The organism is Aquimarina macrocephali JAMB N27, from assembly GCF_000520995.1.
In the GTDB taxonomy this organism is placed as follows: Bacteria; Bacteroidota; Bacteroidia; order Flavobacteriales; family Flavobacteriaceae; genus Aquimarina; species Aquimarina macrocephali.
Genome location: NZ_JACA01000050.1, coordinates 44,246 through 61,055, shown reverse-complemented (window position 1 = coordinate 61,055; position 16,810 = coordinate 44,246). Strand labels below are relative to the sequence as shown.

The window sequence follows — 16,810 nt, the reverse complement described above, 5'->3', positions numbered from 1 at the left end:
AGATTATGACCATAATACAATTATGGTAAAACGTTCAAGATGTTCTATAGATAAACAGTACAATAGTACTACGCATGAGTCTCATTTTTTGAGACTGGTATATTTTTTTTAAAAGAAAAGAGGTTTTGATTCCCTAAAATGAGTAAAAAGTAAAAGCCTGAATTGTTAATGATAATTCATTTTGGGTAAAATAAGGCTGAGATTGCTAAGTGCCTTACCAAAACAGAGTCAATGTTAAAAAGTGACATAATTACTGTTAAAAAGTGATATCAATTATGAGGTAGGAATCCCTAATTTCGCCGCATAAATACAAACTCACTTATATTAAGGATAGTCAGCAGTGAGAAACAAAATTATTTTTCCCCAAACGGCTTTTATACAAAAGTATAGAAGCCGTTTTTGTCTTTTTTTTAAATTATAAATACTGTTTCGTAGTAATAGAAATTTACCTACCTCTTTTTTAGATTCATTCACCACGAAAACTACGCCACTAGCCATATTGATTTTGTTACTATTTATGTGTCAAATAAGTTTGTGTAAATTAAAACAACTGCAGTATTTTATCCCAGTATAAAATATAATAAAGGAATTGATGATTTATTAGAATCCGTAAAACTAAACATTACTTCAGAAATCGTTAAATAATAGAATTTATACAACTCAATATTTAGGAGTATAATAACTAAACAAAAAACGTCACGGCTTTACCGTGACGTTTTTTTTTGTAATCAATTTTATAAAATGTTATACCGTTGCAGTAACTACAGGTATGACTCCAATTTTCTTTTTACCAAATCTAACCTTTATACGATGTACAATAAAGAATAAACAGGGTACAATAATTAAAGTTAAGAATGTAGCTATAATCAATCCATATATAACTGTCCAGGCTAAGGGTCCCCAGAAAATTACATTATCACCACCTAGATATATTTTGGGATCTCCGGTACTGAATAAGGAGAAGAAATCTAAATTGAATCCGATAGCTAGTGGTATTAATCCTAATACAGTAGTAATTGCTGTTAATAATACTGGTCGTAAACGCGCTTTACCACCTCTAATAATAATTTTCATTACCTCATCATTAGGTAGTAGTTCTTTCTCCAGTACATTATGTTCTACTTTTTTACGATCTATCAGTAACTGTGTATAATCGAGTAAAACTACTCCATTGTTTACAACAATCCCTGCCAATGAAATAATACCCATCATTGTCATCATAATCACAAAAGAAGCTCCCGTAACTAATATACCTCCAAACACTCCAATAAAACTCAAGAAAATAGCAATCATAATAATGGTAGGTTTAGAAATAGAACTAAATTGAAATATTAGAATCAACATAATAAGTCCCAATCCAGAGAAAAATGCTCCCATTAAGAAAGCCATCTGTTTACCTTGTTCCTCTATCTGACCTGTATAATCAATCTTCACTCCTCTGGGTAACGTTATAAAACTGGCCATCTCGGTTTGAATCTGAGATACAATTGCTCCTGCATCAGTGAATCCTGGTTGTAAACCAGAGTATACCGTTACTACTCTCTTAGTATCTTTATGTTTTACAGCACTAAATGAAGAGGTATTTTTTTGTGAAGCTACGGTAGAAACAGGTATTTCTTTTAGTTTCCCTGAAGCCGGATCTCTAAAGGTGATATTTTGATTAAAGAGTGCACTGGTATTGTATCGGTTGTCTTCATTAAATCGAACATAGATATCATAATCTTCTCCTTCTTTTTTGTATACACCTGCTTTTTCACCAAAAATAGAACGACGAAGTTGATTACCTACCTGGCCGGCAGAAACTCCTAATCCTCCTGCTTTTTCACGATCAACAACAACTTGCATAGCAGGTTTACCTTTATTAACGTCAATTTTTAATTCCTCGATACCGGGGATGTTTTTTTCATTAATAAAATTACGCATCTGTTCTGCAATAGTAATCAACTCATCATAATCAGGACCTTCGATTTCAATATTGATGGGATATCCGGCAGGAGGACCTACAGGATCTTTCTCGACAGAGATTGCTACACCAGGATAAATTCCTTTTAAAGATTCTTGTACTTTTTGACGTAACACTTCAGAATCTTTTCCTTTTCTATATTTAAATTCCCTCATTGTAGCCGTAATCTTTGCTTTATGAGGCATTTCGGCATTACTTCCCCCATCGGTCTGAGGGTTTCCTGCACCTTCTCCCACTTGAGAAACTGCAGATTCTACAAGAAAATTATGATTTTCACCTTCTAAATATTCTGATTCATTGATGACAGCATAAACACGTTGCTCAATTTCCTTAGTGATCGCATTAGTTTTATCTATATCTGTTCCTTGAGAATATTCTACATAAACCACAATTTGATTCGGCTTATTATCCGGGAAAAATTCTACTTTGGTACGCTGACTCATCATTGAACCAAAAAACATAACAAATACAATAATTAGTAGAGCAAATGTTCCAAAGGTAAATCCATACGCTCTCCATCCTTTTAAAGCATAGGTTAAAAAGCGGTGGTATTTATTTTCAAGCCAAGCTAGGATTCTTTTTTGGAAAAAATTGGCTGCACCTTTTAATACATATTTATATACCCAAAACATAGCAGCAGTAAATATCATAAGACTACCTAATCCACTTACGGCTCCTCCAAAAATTAGTATAAAAACCCCGATACCTCCTAAAATGATACTTAATCGAATTAATTGTTTTACGGTCAATACTTTTTCGCCAACCTCCATAAATTGTGAAACCAGCATAGAGTTAATGAATATTGCGACGAACAGAGAGGATCCTAATACTACCGATAATGTAATAGGGAAATAGATCATAAACTGCCCCATAACTCCTGGCCACATTCCTAATGGAACAAAGGCTGCTACTGTAGTTAAAGTTGAAATGATTATCGGAAATGCAATCTCACCTATACCTTTTTTAGCCGCTTCTATTCGAGACATTCCTTCTTCTTCCATTAAACGATACACATTCTCTACTACTACAATACCATTATCTACCAGCATTCCTAATCCCATGATTAATGCAAAAAGGATCATTGTGTTCATCGTATATCCCAGAGCAGATAAAATCATAAAAGACATAAACATAGACATTGGTATTGCAAACCCTACGAATAATGCATTTCTAAAGCCTAAAAAGAACATCAGAACTCCAACGACCAGAATAATACCAAAAATGATATTATTAACCAGGTCACTTACTTGATTTTCAGTTTTTTCAGATTGATCATTTGCTACTGTAATCTCTAAATCCTTTGGAAACACATTTTCTTTAGCTTCGTCAAGAATTGTATTTATTTTCTCTACAGCTTCGATCATGTTTTCTCCAGAACGTTTCTTTACATCTAGCATCACTACATTATGACCAAATTCTCTTGCATAGGTAGTTTTATCTTCTTCTTTAAAACTTACTTTAGCAATATCTCTAAGGTATACAGCTCCGTTCTGAGATTTTACCACAAAGTCGTCTAATTGTGATGGGCGATCAATTTCTCCCAGTATTCGTATCGTACGCCTTTGTCCACTAGCGATCATGTTTCCTGCAGACATAGTCATGTTTCCATTGCGGATGGTATTGATTACATCATCAAAACTCACTTTGGCAGCCATCATTTTGTAGATGTCTACAGCGACTTCTACTTCTTTTTCTTGAGCACCACGAATATCTGCTTTTTTGATTTCTTTAAGATCTCCTATTTCGTCTTCAAGATATTCTGCAAATTCTTTTAGTTTACCTACCGGATAATCTCCCGAAATATTAATATTCATGATTGGAGTTTCTTCAGAAATACTCAAATCAAAAACATTAGGCTCTACTTTAGCGCCATTAAAAGTAGGCCAGTCTTCATTTGCTGTTTCAGAATCTACTTCGTCTTTTACTTTTTGTTTAGCAGCAGGCACAGAGAGTTTTTCATCAAATTCTACAGTTATAATGGCATAATCTTCTTGCGAAGTCGATAGAATCTCTATTACGTTACTTACACTTTTTAACTTGTCTTCTAATGGATCTACAATTAAACGTTCAATGTCTTCTGCAGTATTCCCTGGATAAGGAACACTAATGTAAATTTTGGTTTCATTGATTTCAGGAAAATTTTCTCTGGGCATAGAGAAATATGCAGAAAGCCCCAAAACCAAGAATATGCCAATCATTACATAAATAGTAGTTGGATTATTTATCGCCCAAGACGATAACTTAAATTCCTTATCTACTTTTTTCTTGTTAACTTCCATAGATTGTTAGTTTAAAATTTTAACTTTCTGACCATCTTTTACACTTCTTGCACCTTCACTAATAATAGCATCTCCATTATTAATACCTTCTGTGATCTCTATAAGGTCTCCTTGTGTCTTCCCTGTTTTTACAATTACTCTTCTGGCTTCAGCCACATTCTGACCATCTTTTCCAGAGGTAACATAGGTATATTGATCTCCTTCTGCATTTTCAGAAATAATACTTTGTGGTATTAAGATCGCTTTTTCATTAGTATAATCATTGATTTTTACCTTGGCTGTAAGGTTAGGTTTTACAGTTCCTCCATTTGAAGGAATACCTACTTCTACCATAAAAGAACGATTGTTTGGATTGATATAATTTCCTACTTGACGAATTTTTGTGCTAATTGTTTTTCCGAGAACCGGGAAATGTACTTCTACATTTTTACCCACAGTAACACTTGGGATATAACGTTCTGGCACTTCGGTTTCAATATACATATCATCTAAGTTAACTATACGTATCAGTTCTGTTTGCCCTGGAGAAACTACACTTCCCTGTTCTGTAATCACATCATCAATAACTCCAGAAAACGGTGCGTTTACAGTTGTTTTGGCTAATTGGCGTTTGATCTGATTTACCACATTTTGCTGTGCTTCAAAATTTGTTTTAGCTTCGAGATATTGAATTTCCGAACCAATTTTTTGTTCCCAAAGTCTTTTTTGACGATCAAAAGTAGTTTTAGCTAATTGTGCTTGTACCTCTACTTGTGACAATTGCTGACCTAATCCACCATCATCAATTCTGGCAAGTAATTGACCTTTGGATACTTTTTGTCCTTCTTTAACATAAACTCTGGTCATAATCCCACTCATCTCAGGATATAGAACTAAATTTTTCTTGGTTTCTACATTTCCTTGTAACTCCAGATAATGATTAAACAGCGTATCTTTTGCCGTAATTGTGGTTACCAAAGGAAGTTTTTTTACAGAATCCAAAGAGGCTATTGCTTCATCTAATTGATTTAATTGATCAGCAACGGCTTGTTGTTTGGCTGCTATTTCGGTTCTTTTGGCACGTATTGCTTGTAGATTACCGTCTTCTATAATTTTATCGATAGACTTTGTATCATTTTGTCCACATGAAATGATAAGAAGTGATATAGATAATATGGTAAGTATCTTTTTCATAATATGGTTAATTATTATTTGGTGTATTTAAAATCGTTTCTAGTTCTGCCTTTTTGTTGATAATGTTAAGCATAGTATTCAATACTTCATTCTGAGAAGAGTATAATTGTAATTGCGCTTGTCTTAATTCAAAACTAGAGGCAAGACCTTCTGTATATTTAATCTGATTTTTTTTCTCAATTCGCTCTGCAAGTGTTAAATTTTGCTTCGAGGTATTATAACTTTCTATCGAAAATTTGTAATCACTTATAGCAGTGTCATATTTAAGTTGTATCTCTCGTTGAATTCTCAGAAAATCGGTTCTTGACTGTTCATCAGCTATTTTGGCTTGTTGTGTTCGGGCACTTCTTTTTAAAGAACTGAAAATTGGAATATTAAGACTTGCTCCTAAAATAGAAGATTGAAACCAACGTTGATCACTGTCTAAAAAGGTAAAAGAATTGCTGTTCGCTTGTGTACCGTAATTAACAAAAGCAGACAGAGAGGGGAGTGCCCTACTTTTTTCTAGTTTTAACTCTAACCGCGTTTGTTCGGTAAGAAGATGTGCTAATCTGTAATCTATATTATTCTCTATAATAAATGGTTTGGCGATAACAGATCGATCCATATTTTTCAAAGCAAGACCATCCAAATTATCAGAAAGTACAATATTCGAATCGACAGGTACTCCAAGAGTTAAATTAAACATTTGTATGGAGATTTTTTCTAACCGTTCTGCGTTACTAAGCTGATTTGTAATCTGTAATAAAGTAATTTGTAGTTGTTCTACATCTTCCTCTTCTGCCAGACCATTCTCAAAAATCTTTTTTGTTTCCAGGTAATTTTTCTCTAGAGTAGTGACATTATTTTTAAGAATCTTTACACTTTCCTGAGCAACAAGTACGCTTCCATAAGCGTTAATAACACCTTTACGAACTTCGAGTTGGGTTTTTTCTTCAACATCATTGTTATATTGTAAAAAACTCTTTGCTGCTTGCAAACCAACCAAATATGATCCGTCAAAAATAAGTTGACTTAGAGTTGCTGTTGCCGATGCTTGCTGTTTTGTTCCAAAAACTACAGGGACAAAAGTTCCCGGATCCCCGCCAGTAACTTCTCCTGGTAATAGCGAAACAGGTTGTTTTAATTGATTTTGATAATCAATCGATGCATTAATTTGAGGAAGACCATCTGCTGTGGTTTCCCATTTTCTTTTAAGTGCTTTAGCTACATCGCGTCTTGCATTAATAGATTGATAACTGTTTTCTAATGCGAATTCTATCGCCTCATCTAGTGTAAAGGAATATGAAGAATTTGCTGGTGGCTGTTGGGCTAATATTGTGGTTGTAAATAACCAACCCAGACAGATTAACCAAAGGTTGTTTCTCATAGATATTACTCTTTTATTAGTAGATTGTTTAAAATTTTTAATCCTTTTTCTGTTGCAATGCCCCTAACATGATATTCCAGATAATCTGCCATAAGCTGAGTTATAGGAAATTTTTGCATCGGAAACATTTCCTGATCCTTAATTCCGATCATTCCATTAAAATATATTCTTGAAATAAATTGGATGTCTATATTTTTTCTAAAAACCTCCTTTTTTATCCCTCTATCCAGGTTTTCAATAACACACTCTTGCATAACCTCAAATTGCTTAGCTTTAAGAGTTTTGTATATCTTTGGGTAGTATTTTTGAAGTTGATATTGTGGAGCAGTTTTTTCATTTTTTAGATGATGCATCACAAAGGCTTTGATTGCATATAACTCTTCGATAGGCCCATTTTTTTTATCTACAATAGTGTCTATTCCATTAGATATAATACAAAACAAATGATCTGTGGTAGCTTTTACTAATTCGGTTTTATTTTGAAAATGAGTATAAATTGTCTTCTTAGAAATACCCATTTCAGTAGCAAGATCATCCATGGTGACACTCTTAAAACCCAAATTCAAAAACATGTCATTAGCTTTTTCTATTATTTTGTCTTTCATTAAAGGGATTCTTATTTTTTGGCCAAATGTACATCAGGAAACTTTAAAAACAATAAAAGTTTCCTGAGTTTCACAAATTTTTAACACTATGTCAAATTTTGATTGATAAAATGTTTTAGATATGAGATTATAATTAGCATCAGTTTTTTAAAAAGTTTCAATTACTTTAGCATAAAAAAATACTGTGCACACAATTTCTGATTATCAGAGGTATTTTTTAGAATATCTATCTAAAAAAACGATAACTAAAGAACCCAAGAATCTTTACGAACCTATATCTTATATCCTTAATCTTGGTGGTAAACGATTACGACCGATTTTGGTATTAATGACTTCCGAAATTTTTGGAGGGTCTTATAAAAAGGCTCTAGACGCGGCATTAGCAATAGAGGTTTTTCATAATTTTTCATTAATACATGATGATATCATGGATGATGCACCTCTTAGACGAGGCAAGGAAACTGTTCATGAGAAATGGGATATAAATACGGGAATTCTTTCAGGAGATGCGATGTTGATTAATGCGTATCAATTATTTGAAAATTATGAAGGAAATACTTTTAGAGAGTTGGCCAAACTATTCACCAAAACGGCAATAGAGGTGTGTGAAGGGCAACAATATGATATTGATTTTGAAACCAGAGATGATGTAACTATTCCCGAATATATCAAAATGATCGAATATAAGACGGCGGTTTTAGTTGGTGCAGCAATGAGAATGGGAGCTGTCGTAGCCAATGCTCCAGAAGATTGTAGGTCTTCGATTTATGATTTTGGAAGATTATTGGGATTAGCATTTCAACTTCAGGATGATTATTTAGATGCTTTTGGTGATCCAAAAACCTTTGGTAAACAAGTAGGAGGAGATATCATCGAGAATAAGAAAACTATTTTATATCTAAAAGCTTTGGAGTTTGCAAGTGAAGATGAGCAGAAACAATTAAGAGAATTATTCTCTCTTAGCCCAGATGATCCATCTCAAAAAATAGATATCATAAAGCATCTTTTCGAGACTACAGGAGCAAAAGATAAAACACGATTAGAGATTGAGAAATATACCAATAAAGCATTTTCAGTTTTAGAAAATCTCTCTATTGCAGAAGATAAAAAAACGATATTGAAATCGTTTGGAGAAAAATTAATGAACCGAAGTGTCTAGTAAATATAGTCTTATTACTGCAAAGCAATTAATGGATGAGGTCTCTAATTCTGATCTGTACCCTCAATTTCTGATGCAGTTACAAAAAGACTTGAATCGTGCAGGGATTGATTATGATATCAAAAGTAAGGCTCCTCAGGATTTGTTTTCTGAAGTAGTGTATTTGCTTATTGAAAAATTGCAGAATGCTTTTAATGAGTATCTTAACTTATTGTATGCAGTAGATGTCTCTGAAGCTGAAATAAGAAACCTGGATTCTGAAGATAGTGTTGATATGGCAGAATATGCTACATATTTGATTCTAAAGCGAGAGTGGCAAAAAGTTTGGTACAGAAACAGAGGATGAGGTTATGTTTATCAAAAAATTATCTAGATGTAAAATAGAATATAGGATAACAGGAAATTTTAAATGTATGAAGTTATATAGTAGTGTTTTTTTGTTTTTTGTCTTAACCTTTAATTATGGCCAAGAGATTTCTCAAGATAAGATGAATGCTTCTTATGAAGAGTTTTTGAAAGAAGTTGGTAAAAAAGAAAAGGATACTTTGATTAAACAAGTGTCTAAAAGGTATAATTGTTCAGAGTATTTCTCTGGGAATATTTATTATTATTATAAAAATGATCAATTAAAACTGATAAAACATATCTATAAACAAAACTGGGATAATAGTTTAGAATATTACTATATAGAAAATGATACGCTACGGTTATATACAACATTTACCGAGATTATTAGAGCTAATACTCGTTATACCAAGAGTGAAAGAGAGGCCTCTTTTTCGATGGAAAAAGTGTTAGATGTTACAGAGAATCGATCATTTTTAAGCCAAAGCCGTATTGTAATGTGTCATGAAAGGCAGGATATGAAAAAACAGTCAGAGTGGGATCAAGATTTTTTTAATACGCTTAGTTTTAAAAAAGTAGATTGCACTATAGATATTGAAGACCTACGTTATAAATATAGAATACTTCGTAAAGCAGAAAAAAAACTCGTAAAATATGGTGGAAAGCCATATGGTTGTATTTTTTATTTGTGGTAAGACAATCTTAGAAAAATACACCTACGAATGGAACATAGGCATTTCCGTATATACTTTTATCGGTATCATAAAGGAGATCATAACGAATACCAACACTTATATTGCCTATGCGATAACCTGCACCAATAAATAATGACGGATACCAATACTCTTCTTTGAGATCTACTGTGTTTTCAATTTCAAGAGTTCTCGAAACCCCCATTTCCTGAAACTCAAGAGAGAGACGAATTTCTCGTATTGGGCTATAAAAAGCGAGTAAACTTCCCCCATAATTAGTTGCGGTAAAATTATTGGATTCGATATACCCAAAACTAATTCCTATTCCTGCAGCAAATTGTTCATTAAAATTATACAACGCTGATGGCTCGATTACTCCACTAAAAGTATCATTACCAACACCGATTCCCAGATTGCCTCCAAAACTAATGTTGGACCAAAAATCATTGTTTTGAGAATAACTTTTTTGTAAGGAAAATAGAATTGAAAGAACTAAGACAACGATTTTAATATTTTGATGAACATTTACTTTCATTGTTAATTTTATGAAAAATTATAAGATAAATATAAATAATTCGATACCTAATATACCGTAATTATTGTATTTTTGTGGCGTTTTATTATTTAAAAGACAGTTGAATACTTACATATGGATAAATATTCATTTTTAAATGCGGCTAATACCGCATTTTTTGCAGATTTATACGATCAATATTTACAGAGCCCTGATAGTGTAGAACCCAGTTGGAGGGCATTTTTTCAAGGATTTGATTTTGGGTTAGAAAGCGCTAATAGTTCAGGAGAAACTATGTATGTTGATCAAGCACCAGGTGAAACTGTTGCCATTCCCCAAAATGTTCAAAAAGAATTTCAGGTAGTTCGATTAATAGATGGGTATAGAACTCGAGGGCATTTGTTTACCAAAACAAACCCGGTAAGAGAGCGAAGAAAATATATCCCAACATTAGCTTTAGAAAATTTTGGATTAAGTCAAGGTGATCTTAATACGGTTTTTAATGCAGGAGAAATTATTGGGATAGGACCCAGTACACTAAGTAATATTATTGTTCTTCTAGAACAAATATACTGTGATTCTGTTGGTATCGAATATATGTATATTCGTGACCCCGAAGAACGAGAATGGATACAAGCTAGGGTTAATTTTAATACTAATAGAACTAAATTCTCTGTAGAACAAAAGAAACATATCCTTAGAAAATTAAATCAAGCAGTTTCATTCGAAAGCTTTTTACATACTAAATATGTTGGACAAAAACGATTCTCTCTCGAAGGAGGAGAATCTCTTATTCCTGCCCTTGATGCATTAGTAGAAAAGGCAGCCAATTTAGGAGTAAAAGAATTTGTAATGGGTATGGCACACCGTGGTCGTTTAAGTACACTTACAAATATTTTTGGAAAAAGCCCAAAAGATATCTTTAGCGAATTTGATGGAAAAGACTATGAAGAAGCAGTATTTGATGGAGATGTAAAATATCATCTGGGTTGGACTTCTAAACGAGAATCGGATTCTGGAAAAGCGATTAATATGAATATTGCTCCAAATCCATCGCATTTAGAAACGGTAGGTGCTGTGGTAGAAGGAATAACCAGAGCAAAACAAGATACACATTATAAAGAAGATATTTCTCAGGTATTACCAATAGTAGTTCATGGAGACGCGGCTGTAGCAGGACAAGGACTAGTTTATGAGATTGTTCAAATGGCTCAGCTAGATGGATATAAAACCGGAGGAACTATACATATAATAGTAAATAATCAAATTGGGTTTACCACCAACTATCTGGATGCGCGTTCATCGACATATTGTACTGATGTTGGAAAAGTTACCTTATCTCCTGTTTTACATGTAAATGCAGATGATGCAGAAGCAGTAGTTCATGCAACTAATTTTGCATTAGATTTTAGAATGAACTTTGGCCGTGACGTATTTATAGATTTACTTGGGTATCGTAAATATGGACATAATGAAGGAGATGAACCACGCTTTACCCAGCCTAAGTTGTATAAGGCTATTGCCAAACACAATAACCCGAGAGATATTTATGCAGAAAAACTGGTTTCTGAAGGTATTATAGATAAAGACCATGTTGCAAAACTTGAAAAAGAATATAAAGCATCTCTTGAAGAAGAGTTAGAGGATTCTCGTAAGCAGGAAAAAACTGCGATAACTCCATTTATGCAAGATGAATGGGCTGGTTTTGAAAGAGTACAAGAAGATAAAATGATGGAAGTAGTTGATACTACTTATCCAAAAGATAAACTTACCGAAATAGCAGAAGTTATTACCAGGCTTCCTTCGGAGAAAAAATTTCTTCGTAAAATAGAGAAAATAGTAAATGACCGACATAAAAGATTCTTTGATACAGACCAGTTAGATTGGGCAATGGGAGAGCTATTAGCTTATGGCTCTTTGTTAAAAGAAGGATATGATGTTAGAATGAGCGGGCAAGATGTAGAACGAGGAACGTTCTCGCATAGACATGCTGTTATTAAAGTAGAAGATAGTGAAGAAGAGGTAGTATTACTAAATAATCTAAAAGGAGATCAGTCAGATTTTTATATCTATAATTCATTATTGTCAGAGTATGGAGTAGTAGGATTTGATTATGGGTATGCGATGGCAAGTCCAAAAACATTAACTATTTGGGAAGCACAATTTGGAGATTTTAGTAATGGTGCACAGATTATGCTGGATCAGTATATTTCTTCTGCAGAAGATAAGTGGAAGTTACAAAATGGTTTGGTGATGTTGTTACCACATGGTTATGAAGGGCAAGGAGCAGAACATTCTTCGGCTCGTATGGAGCGATATCTTCAACTTTGTGCAAAAGATAATATGTTTGTAGCAGATGTAACAACGCCTGCTAATTTGTTTCATTTGCTACGTAGGCAAATGAAAGCAAAATACCGTAAACCTTTAATTGTATTTACACCAAAGAGTTTGTTACGTCACCCTAAAGTACATTCTTCTGTAGATGAATTTGTTAACGGAAAGTTTCATACAGTATTAGATGATCCCGATGCAAAAGCGACAGCTGTAAAAACGCTGGTTTTTTGTACCGGTAAATTCTATTATGATTTATTAGAGGAAAAAGAAAAACTAGGAAGGAAAGATGTTGCTTTGGTAAGAATAGAGCAATTATTCCCTTTACCAGCGGCAGAAATGGATGCTATGATTAAAAAATATAAAGCAGATGAAGTGGTTTGGGCACAAGAAGAACCGCGCAATATGGGAGCGTTAAGTCATATGTTAATGAACTATGATGAAGCAAAAATATTTAGATTTGCAAGTAGAAGATCATATGGAGCTCCTGCAGCTGGGAGTGCAACCAGATCGAAAAGAAGACATCAACAAGTAATTGATTATGTATTTGATAAAACAAAGAATAATCAAAGAAGATAAAATTTAGTAAATAAGTAAGTATAGTTAAAAATTTCCGAAGGAAATTATACAAAGGATAAATTCAGAATTATGGCTTTAGAAATGAAAGTCCCATCACCGGGAGAATCTATTACAGAAGTAGAAATAGCTCAATGGCTTGTTGAGACTGGTGATTATGTCGAAAAAGATCAGGCAATTGCCGAAGTAGACAGTGATAAAGCAACCTTAGAATTACCTGCAGAGGTAAGTGGAGTTATCACACTTATGGCAGAAGAAGGTGATGCGGTAGCAGTAGGTCAAGTAGTGTGTCTTATTGATACAGAAGCGGCCAAACCCGAAGGTAGTGCTGCTAAATCAGCTCCTGCTAAAGAAACTCCAAAAGTAGAGGAGAAAAAAGAAGAAACTCCTGTTAAGACAGAAACATATGCTACAGGAACCGCTTCTCCTGCAGCTAAAAAAGTACTTACCGAGAAAGGTATAGATGCTAGTCAGGTAAAAGGAACAGGCCGAGACGGGCGTATTACTAAAGCTGATGCATTAGATGCAAAACCAGCATTGGGAACTCCTGGACTTGGAAGTAGGGGAGAGTCGCGTCATAAATTATCAATGCTTCGTCGTAAAGTAGCAGAACGTTTGGTTTCAGTTAAAAATGAAACAGCAATGCTTACTACGTTTAACGAAGTAGATATGCAACCTATTTTTAATCTTCGTAGTCAGTATAAAGAAACATTTAAAAGTAAACATGGAGTAAGTTTAGGATTCATGTCTTTCTTTACTCTTGCATGTGTACGAGCATTAAAAATGTACCCATCTGTAAATTCGATGATCGATGGTAAAGAAATGATTTCTTTTGATTTTCAAGATATTAGTATTGCTGTTTCAGGCCCTAAAGGGCTAATGGTACCTGTGATTCGTAATGCAGAAAATCTAAGTTTCAGAGGAGTAGAATCAGAAGTAAAACGATTAGCAATCCGAGCACGAGATGGTCAGATTACTGTTGATGAAATGACAGGAGGGACTTTTACTATTACTAATGGTGGAGTTTTTGGTAGTATGTTATCTACGCCAATTATTAATCCCCCACAGAGTGCTATCTTAGGGATGCATAATATTGTAGAGCGACCAATTGTAAGAGATGGACAAATTGTAGTAGCACCTATTATGTATGTGGCATTATCTTATGATCATAGAATTATCGATGGTAAAGAATCTGTAGGATTCCTTGTAGCGGTAAAAGAAGCATTAGAAAACCCAGAAGAGTTACTAATGGATAATAATGTAACTAAAACTTTAGAATTATAATAAAGTATTTTTAGTATAAAACAAAAGTGCCTCAATTATATAATTGAGGCACTTTTGTTTTGAGAAATTTAAAACAGAAACCTGTAGTTTAGTATATAGGATTTATTATGAGACGCCTTGCATTATTACTCTTAATTTCTATACAGTTTGATACTTTTTAAAAGTTCTTGAGAGAATAACTATAGCATTATCAATTTCTTGTTTGGTAGTGTTTTTACCTACAGAAAACCGGAATGTTCCTTTGGCGTATTCATAATCAGATAAAGTTGATTTGAGTATATTAGATAAATTGGTTGTACCAGAATGACAAGCAGAACCTGCAGATATAGCTATTTCATTTCTTATACTGAATATAACTGCATTCGAATCAATATTTCTAAAGCTGATATTAAGAGTGTTGGGTAAAGTTTTTTGTAAATCTCCATTTACAAAAGTATCTAAATTTAGATTATTTAATTGTTCTAATAAATAATTCCTCATCATTTGCATTTGCACAGTATTTGTGTCAAATTCTTGAAGAGCTATTTCAGAAGCTTTACCTAAACCAGCTATGTACATTGTGTTTTCGGTTCCTGGGCGTTTATTAAATTCATGACCTGCACCATGCATTAATTTATGCAAAGAGGTTCCGTTTTTGATGTATAATGCGCCAATACCTTTTGGAGCATAAAATTTGTGACCTGCAATGGTTAATAAATCCACGTTTAGATCGATAACGTTAGCTGTTATTTTCCCTATCGACTGTGAAGCATCTGTATGAAAAAGAATATTGTGTTTCTTTGCGATTTCACCTATTTCCCGTATTGGTTGTATACTACCAATTTCATTATTAGAATGCATAATAGAAATTAAAATAGTTTCTGGTAATATTGCTTTTTCGATTTTATTGCTATCAACAATTCCGTTTTTGTCAACATCTATATAAGTAATTTTGAATCCTTGACCTTCTAGGTGTTTGCAAACTTCTAGTACAGCGGGATGTTCTATTGATGAGGTGATGATGTGATTCCCTTTTGTTTTATGGGCCAATGCTGTACCAATAATGGCATGATTATTTGATTCTGTTCCACCACTAGTGAATATGATTTCTTCGGGAGTAGCTCCTACTAGATTTGCTACTTGTTTACGGGCTTTTTCAATGGCTTCTTTTGCTTTTATTCCTTGAGTATTAATACTAGAGGGGTTTCCGTAATGATTAGTTAAAAAAGGTAACATTACTTCTGCTACTCTAGAATCGACTGGTGTAGAAGCATTGTGATCTAAATATATAAATGCTGTATCCATGTTATGTCATCCTTATTTTGATAATGATTGATGATACTATAGTTAATACTCCTATTGCAATTATTGTAATATCTACTTCAAAAAATTGAGCCATAATAATTGTCAATAATGCACCAAAAGCGTAACCTAAATCTCTCCATAATCTAAAAACTCCTATACTTTGGGCTCTTTGACTGGGGTGTGTAAAACTTGCGATGGCAGATAAAAAGGTTGGATATACAATGGCAGTTCCCGCTCCTAAGATCGACGAGAGTATAAGGAATTGAATAAAAGATGATGTCCAAAACATCAAAATTAATGCAATACCTTGTAACACCATCCCTGTGAATAACATCATTTTTTTGTTGTAATGATCAGATAATGTTCCGGTTACTAATTGTCCGATACCCCATATAGCAGGATATATGGCTACAATGATTGCGATGTTTTTTAAACTAAAGCCTCTATTAGCCAGGATAATTGGAAGTATTCCCCAGATCATGCCGTCGTTTAGGTTGTTAATAAATCCTGCTTGTGAAATAGACCCTAGATTATTGTTCCTCCAGGTGGTGTCCCAAAAAATATTTGGGAGAGGTTTTATATCATTTGTTTTTGTTTCTACAGCAACATGTTTTGCAGTGTCTTTTATTAAAAAAATACTAATTAGTAAACCCAATACAACAAAGCCTATACCTTGGTAAAAAGGATACGGGCGTAAACCATATTCAGAAGCTATCCATCCTGTAGTGAATGCAACCAGAGCGATAGAAAAATATCCAAAAGACTCGTTAAGTCCCATGGCTAATCCGCGGTGTTTTTCTCCCACTAAGTCGATTTTCATTACTACGGTGCTTGACCAGGTTAGTCCTTGATTAATTCCTAATAATACATTAGCAAAAATAATCCAGTTCCAATGTTGGGCATGGATTAAGATAAACGGAATAGGAATAGCTATTAACCATCCAATAATCAATAAATTTTTGCGCCCGATGCTATTTGCTAATACTCCTGTAAAATAATTGGTAATGGCTTTTGTTATCCCAAAGACAATTATAAATGATAGTACTATAGAAGTAGCAATAATAGAGAATTCTTCTTCGGCCAATTTTGGAAGTATAGTACGTTCTAATCCTACCATTCCTCCAACAAAAGCATTTACAATCAACAAAAGTGTAAATTGCCTCCAATTTTCTTTTAACCCTAATTGTATGTTTTTTTCTTCCATTTGGTTATGATTAACTTGTTTTATGAAGTGTA

At 33.6% G+C, this 16,810-nt stretch carries 12 protein-coding genes; 5 read left to right on the top strand and 7 right to left on the bottom strand.

What is annotated here, in order from left to right; all coding sequences use genetic code 11:
• Positions 1 to 744: 744 nt before the first annotated feature.
• From Z054_RS0123365 to Z054_RS0123350, 4 genes are read right to left on the bottom strand one after another with little or no spacing between them, the layout of a single operon-like run.
• Complete coding sequence (locus Z054_RS0123365; RefSeq protein WP_024772442.1) at positions 745 to 4,242, bottom strand: efflux RND transporter permease subunit; 3,498 nt, start codon at positions 4,240 to 4,242, stop codon at positions 745 to 747.
• A gap of 6 nt (positions 4,243 to 4,248) precedes the next feature.
• A complete protein-coding gene (locus Z054_RS0123360; protein WP_024772441.1) occupies positions 4,249 to 5,415 on the bottom strand; it encodes an efflux RND transporter periplasmic adaptor subunit in 1,167 nt (388 codons plus the stop codon).
• A gap of 7 nt (positions 5,416 to 5,422) precedes the next feature.
• Positions 5,423 to 6,784, bottom strand: coding sequence for a TolC family protein (locus Z054_RS0123355; RefSeq protein ID WP_024772440.1), 1,362 nt, complete (start codon positions 6,782 to 6,784; stop codon positions 5,423 to 5,425).
• Between the two features lie 5 nt (positions 6,785 to 6,789).
• Positions 6,790 to 7,389 carry a TetR/AcrR family transcriptional regulator gene (locus Z054_RS0123350; RefSeq protein WP_024772439.1) on the bottom strand — a complete coding sequence of 200 codons (600 nt, stop codon included), beginning with the start codon at positions 7,387 to 7,389 and terminating at the stop codon, positions 6,790 to 6,792.
• Positions 7,390 to 7,573: 184 nt separating this feature from the next.
• Between Z054_RS0123350 and Z054_RS0123345 the strand changes: the two genes are divergently transcribed.
• From Z054_RS0123345 to Z054_RS0123335, 3 genes are all read left to right on the top strand, one after another.
• A complete protein-coding gene (locus Z054_RS0123345) occupies positions 7,574 to 8,548 on the top strand; it encodes a polyprenyl synthetase family protein (RefSeq protein ID WP_024772438.1) in 975 nt (324 codons plus the stop codon).
• Complete coding sequence (locus Z054_RS0123340) at positions 8,541 to 8,894, top strand: hypothetical protein (RefSeq protein ID WP_024772437.1); 354 nt, start codon at positions 8,541 to 8,543, stop codon at positions 8,892 to 8,894. The genes Z054_RS0123345 and Z054_RS0123340 overlap by 8 nt, the downstream gene beginning before the upstream one ends.
• Positions 8,895 to 8,961: 67 nt before the next feature.
• Positions 8,962 to 9,588: a hypothetical protein gene (locus Z054_RS0123335; RefSeq protein WP_152538658.1), complete on the top strand. Its 627-nt coding sequence runs from the start codon at positions 8,962 to 8,964 to the stop codon at positions 9,586 to 9,588.
• Positions 9,589 to 9,595: 7 nt separating this feature from the next.
• Here Z054_RS0123335 and Z054_RS0123330 read toward each other — a convergent pair whose 3' ends face one another.
• The gene (locus tag Z054_RS0123330; RefSeq protein ID WP_024772435.1) at positions 9,596 to 10,120 is read right to left on the bottom strand and encodes a hypothetical protein; all 525 of its coding nucleotides are present in this window, start codon (positions 10,118 to 10,120) and stop codon (positions 9,596 to 9,598) included.
• Positions 10,121 to 10,234: 114 nt separating this feature from the next.
• Between Z054_RS0123330 and Z054_RS0123325 the strand changes: the two genes are divergently transcribed.
• The gene (locus Z054_RS0123325) at positions 10,235 to 13,009 is read left to right on the top strand and encodes a 2-oxoglutarate dehydrogenase E1 component (RefSeq protein WP_024772434.1); all 2,775 of its coding nucleotides are present in this window, start codon (positions 10,235 to 10,237) and stop codon (positions 13,007 to 13,009) included.
• Positions 13,010 to 13,078: 69 nt separating this feature from the next.
• Positions 13,079 to 14,290 carry a 2-oxoglutarate dehydrogenase complex dihydrolipoyllysine-residue succinyltransferase gene (gene odhB, locus Z054_RS0123320; RefSeq protein WP_024772433.1) on the top strand — a complete coding sequence of 404 codons (1,212 nt, stop codon included), beginning with the start codon at positions 13,079 to 13,081 and terminating at the stop codon, positions 14,288 to 14,290.
• Positions 14,291 to 14,428: 138 nt separating this feature from the next.
• Here the strand turns inward: odhB and Z054_RS0123315 are convergent, their stop codons facing one another.
• Both Z054_RS0123315 and Z054_RS0123310 read right to left on the bottom strand, forming a co-directional pair.
• Entirely contained in the window at positions 14,429 to 15,574 is a 1,146-nt protein-coding gene (locus tag Z054_RS0123315) for a cysteine desulfurase family protein (RefSeq protein ID WP_024772432.1), read from the bottom strand.
• 1 nt (position 15,575) lies between these two features.
• Positions 15,576 to 16,778 (bottom strand): MFS transporter, encoded by a 1,203-nt coding sequence (locus Z054_RS0123310; protein ID WP_024772431.1) that lies wholly within the window; start codon positions 16,776 to 16,778, stop codon positions 15,576 to 15,578.
• Positions 16,779 to 16,810 lie beyond the last annotated feature (32 nt).

What these genes read in the sequence shown, in the direction of transcription:
- Z054_RS0123335 (WP_152538658.1), top strand. Translation starts at nt 8,962, where the DNA reads ATGAAGTTATATAGTAGTGTTTTTTTGTTTTTTGTCTTAACCTTTAAT.
- odhB (WP_024772433.1), top strand. Translation starts at nt 13,079, where the DNA reads ATGGCTTTAGAAATGAAAGTCCCATCACCGGGAGAATCTATTACAGAA.
- Z054_RS0123350 (WP_024772439.1), bottom strand. Translation starts at nt 7,389, where the DNA reads ATGAAAGACAAAATAATAGAAAAAGCTAATGACATGTTTTTGAATTTG.
- Z054_RS0123315 (WP_024772432.1), bottom strand. Translation starts at nt 15,574, where the DNA reads ATGGATACAGCATTTATATATTTAGATCACAATGCTTCTACACCAGTC.
- Z054_RS0123310 (WP_024772431.1), bottom strand. Translation starts at nt 16,778, where the DNA reads ATGGAAGAAAAAAACATACAATTAGGGTTAAAAGAAAATTGGAGGCAA.
- Z054_RS0123330 (WP_024772435.1), bottom strand. Translation starts at nt 10,120, where the DNA reads ATGAAAGTAAATGTTCATCAAAATATTAAAATCGTTGTCTTAGTTCTT.
- Z054_RS0123365 (WP_024772442.1), bottom strand. Translation starts at nt 4,242, where the DNA reads ATGGAAGTTAACAAGAAAAAAGTAGATAAGGAATTTAAGTTATCGTCT.
- Z054_RS0123325 (WP_024772434.1), top strand. Translation starts at nt 10,235, where the DNA reads ATGGATAAATATTCATTTTTAAATGCGGCTAATACCGCATTTTTTGCA.
- Z054_RS0123355 (WP_024772440.1), bottom strand. Translation starts at nt 6,784, where the DNA reads ATGAGAAACAACCTTTGGTTAATCTGTCTGGGTTGGTTATTTACAACC.
- Z054_RS0123360 (WP_024772441.1), bottom strand. Translation starts at nt 5,415, where the DNA reads ATGAAAAAGATACTTACCATATTATCTATATCACTTCTTATCATTTCA.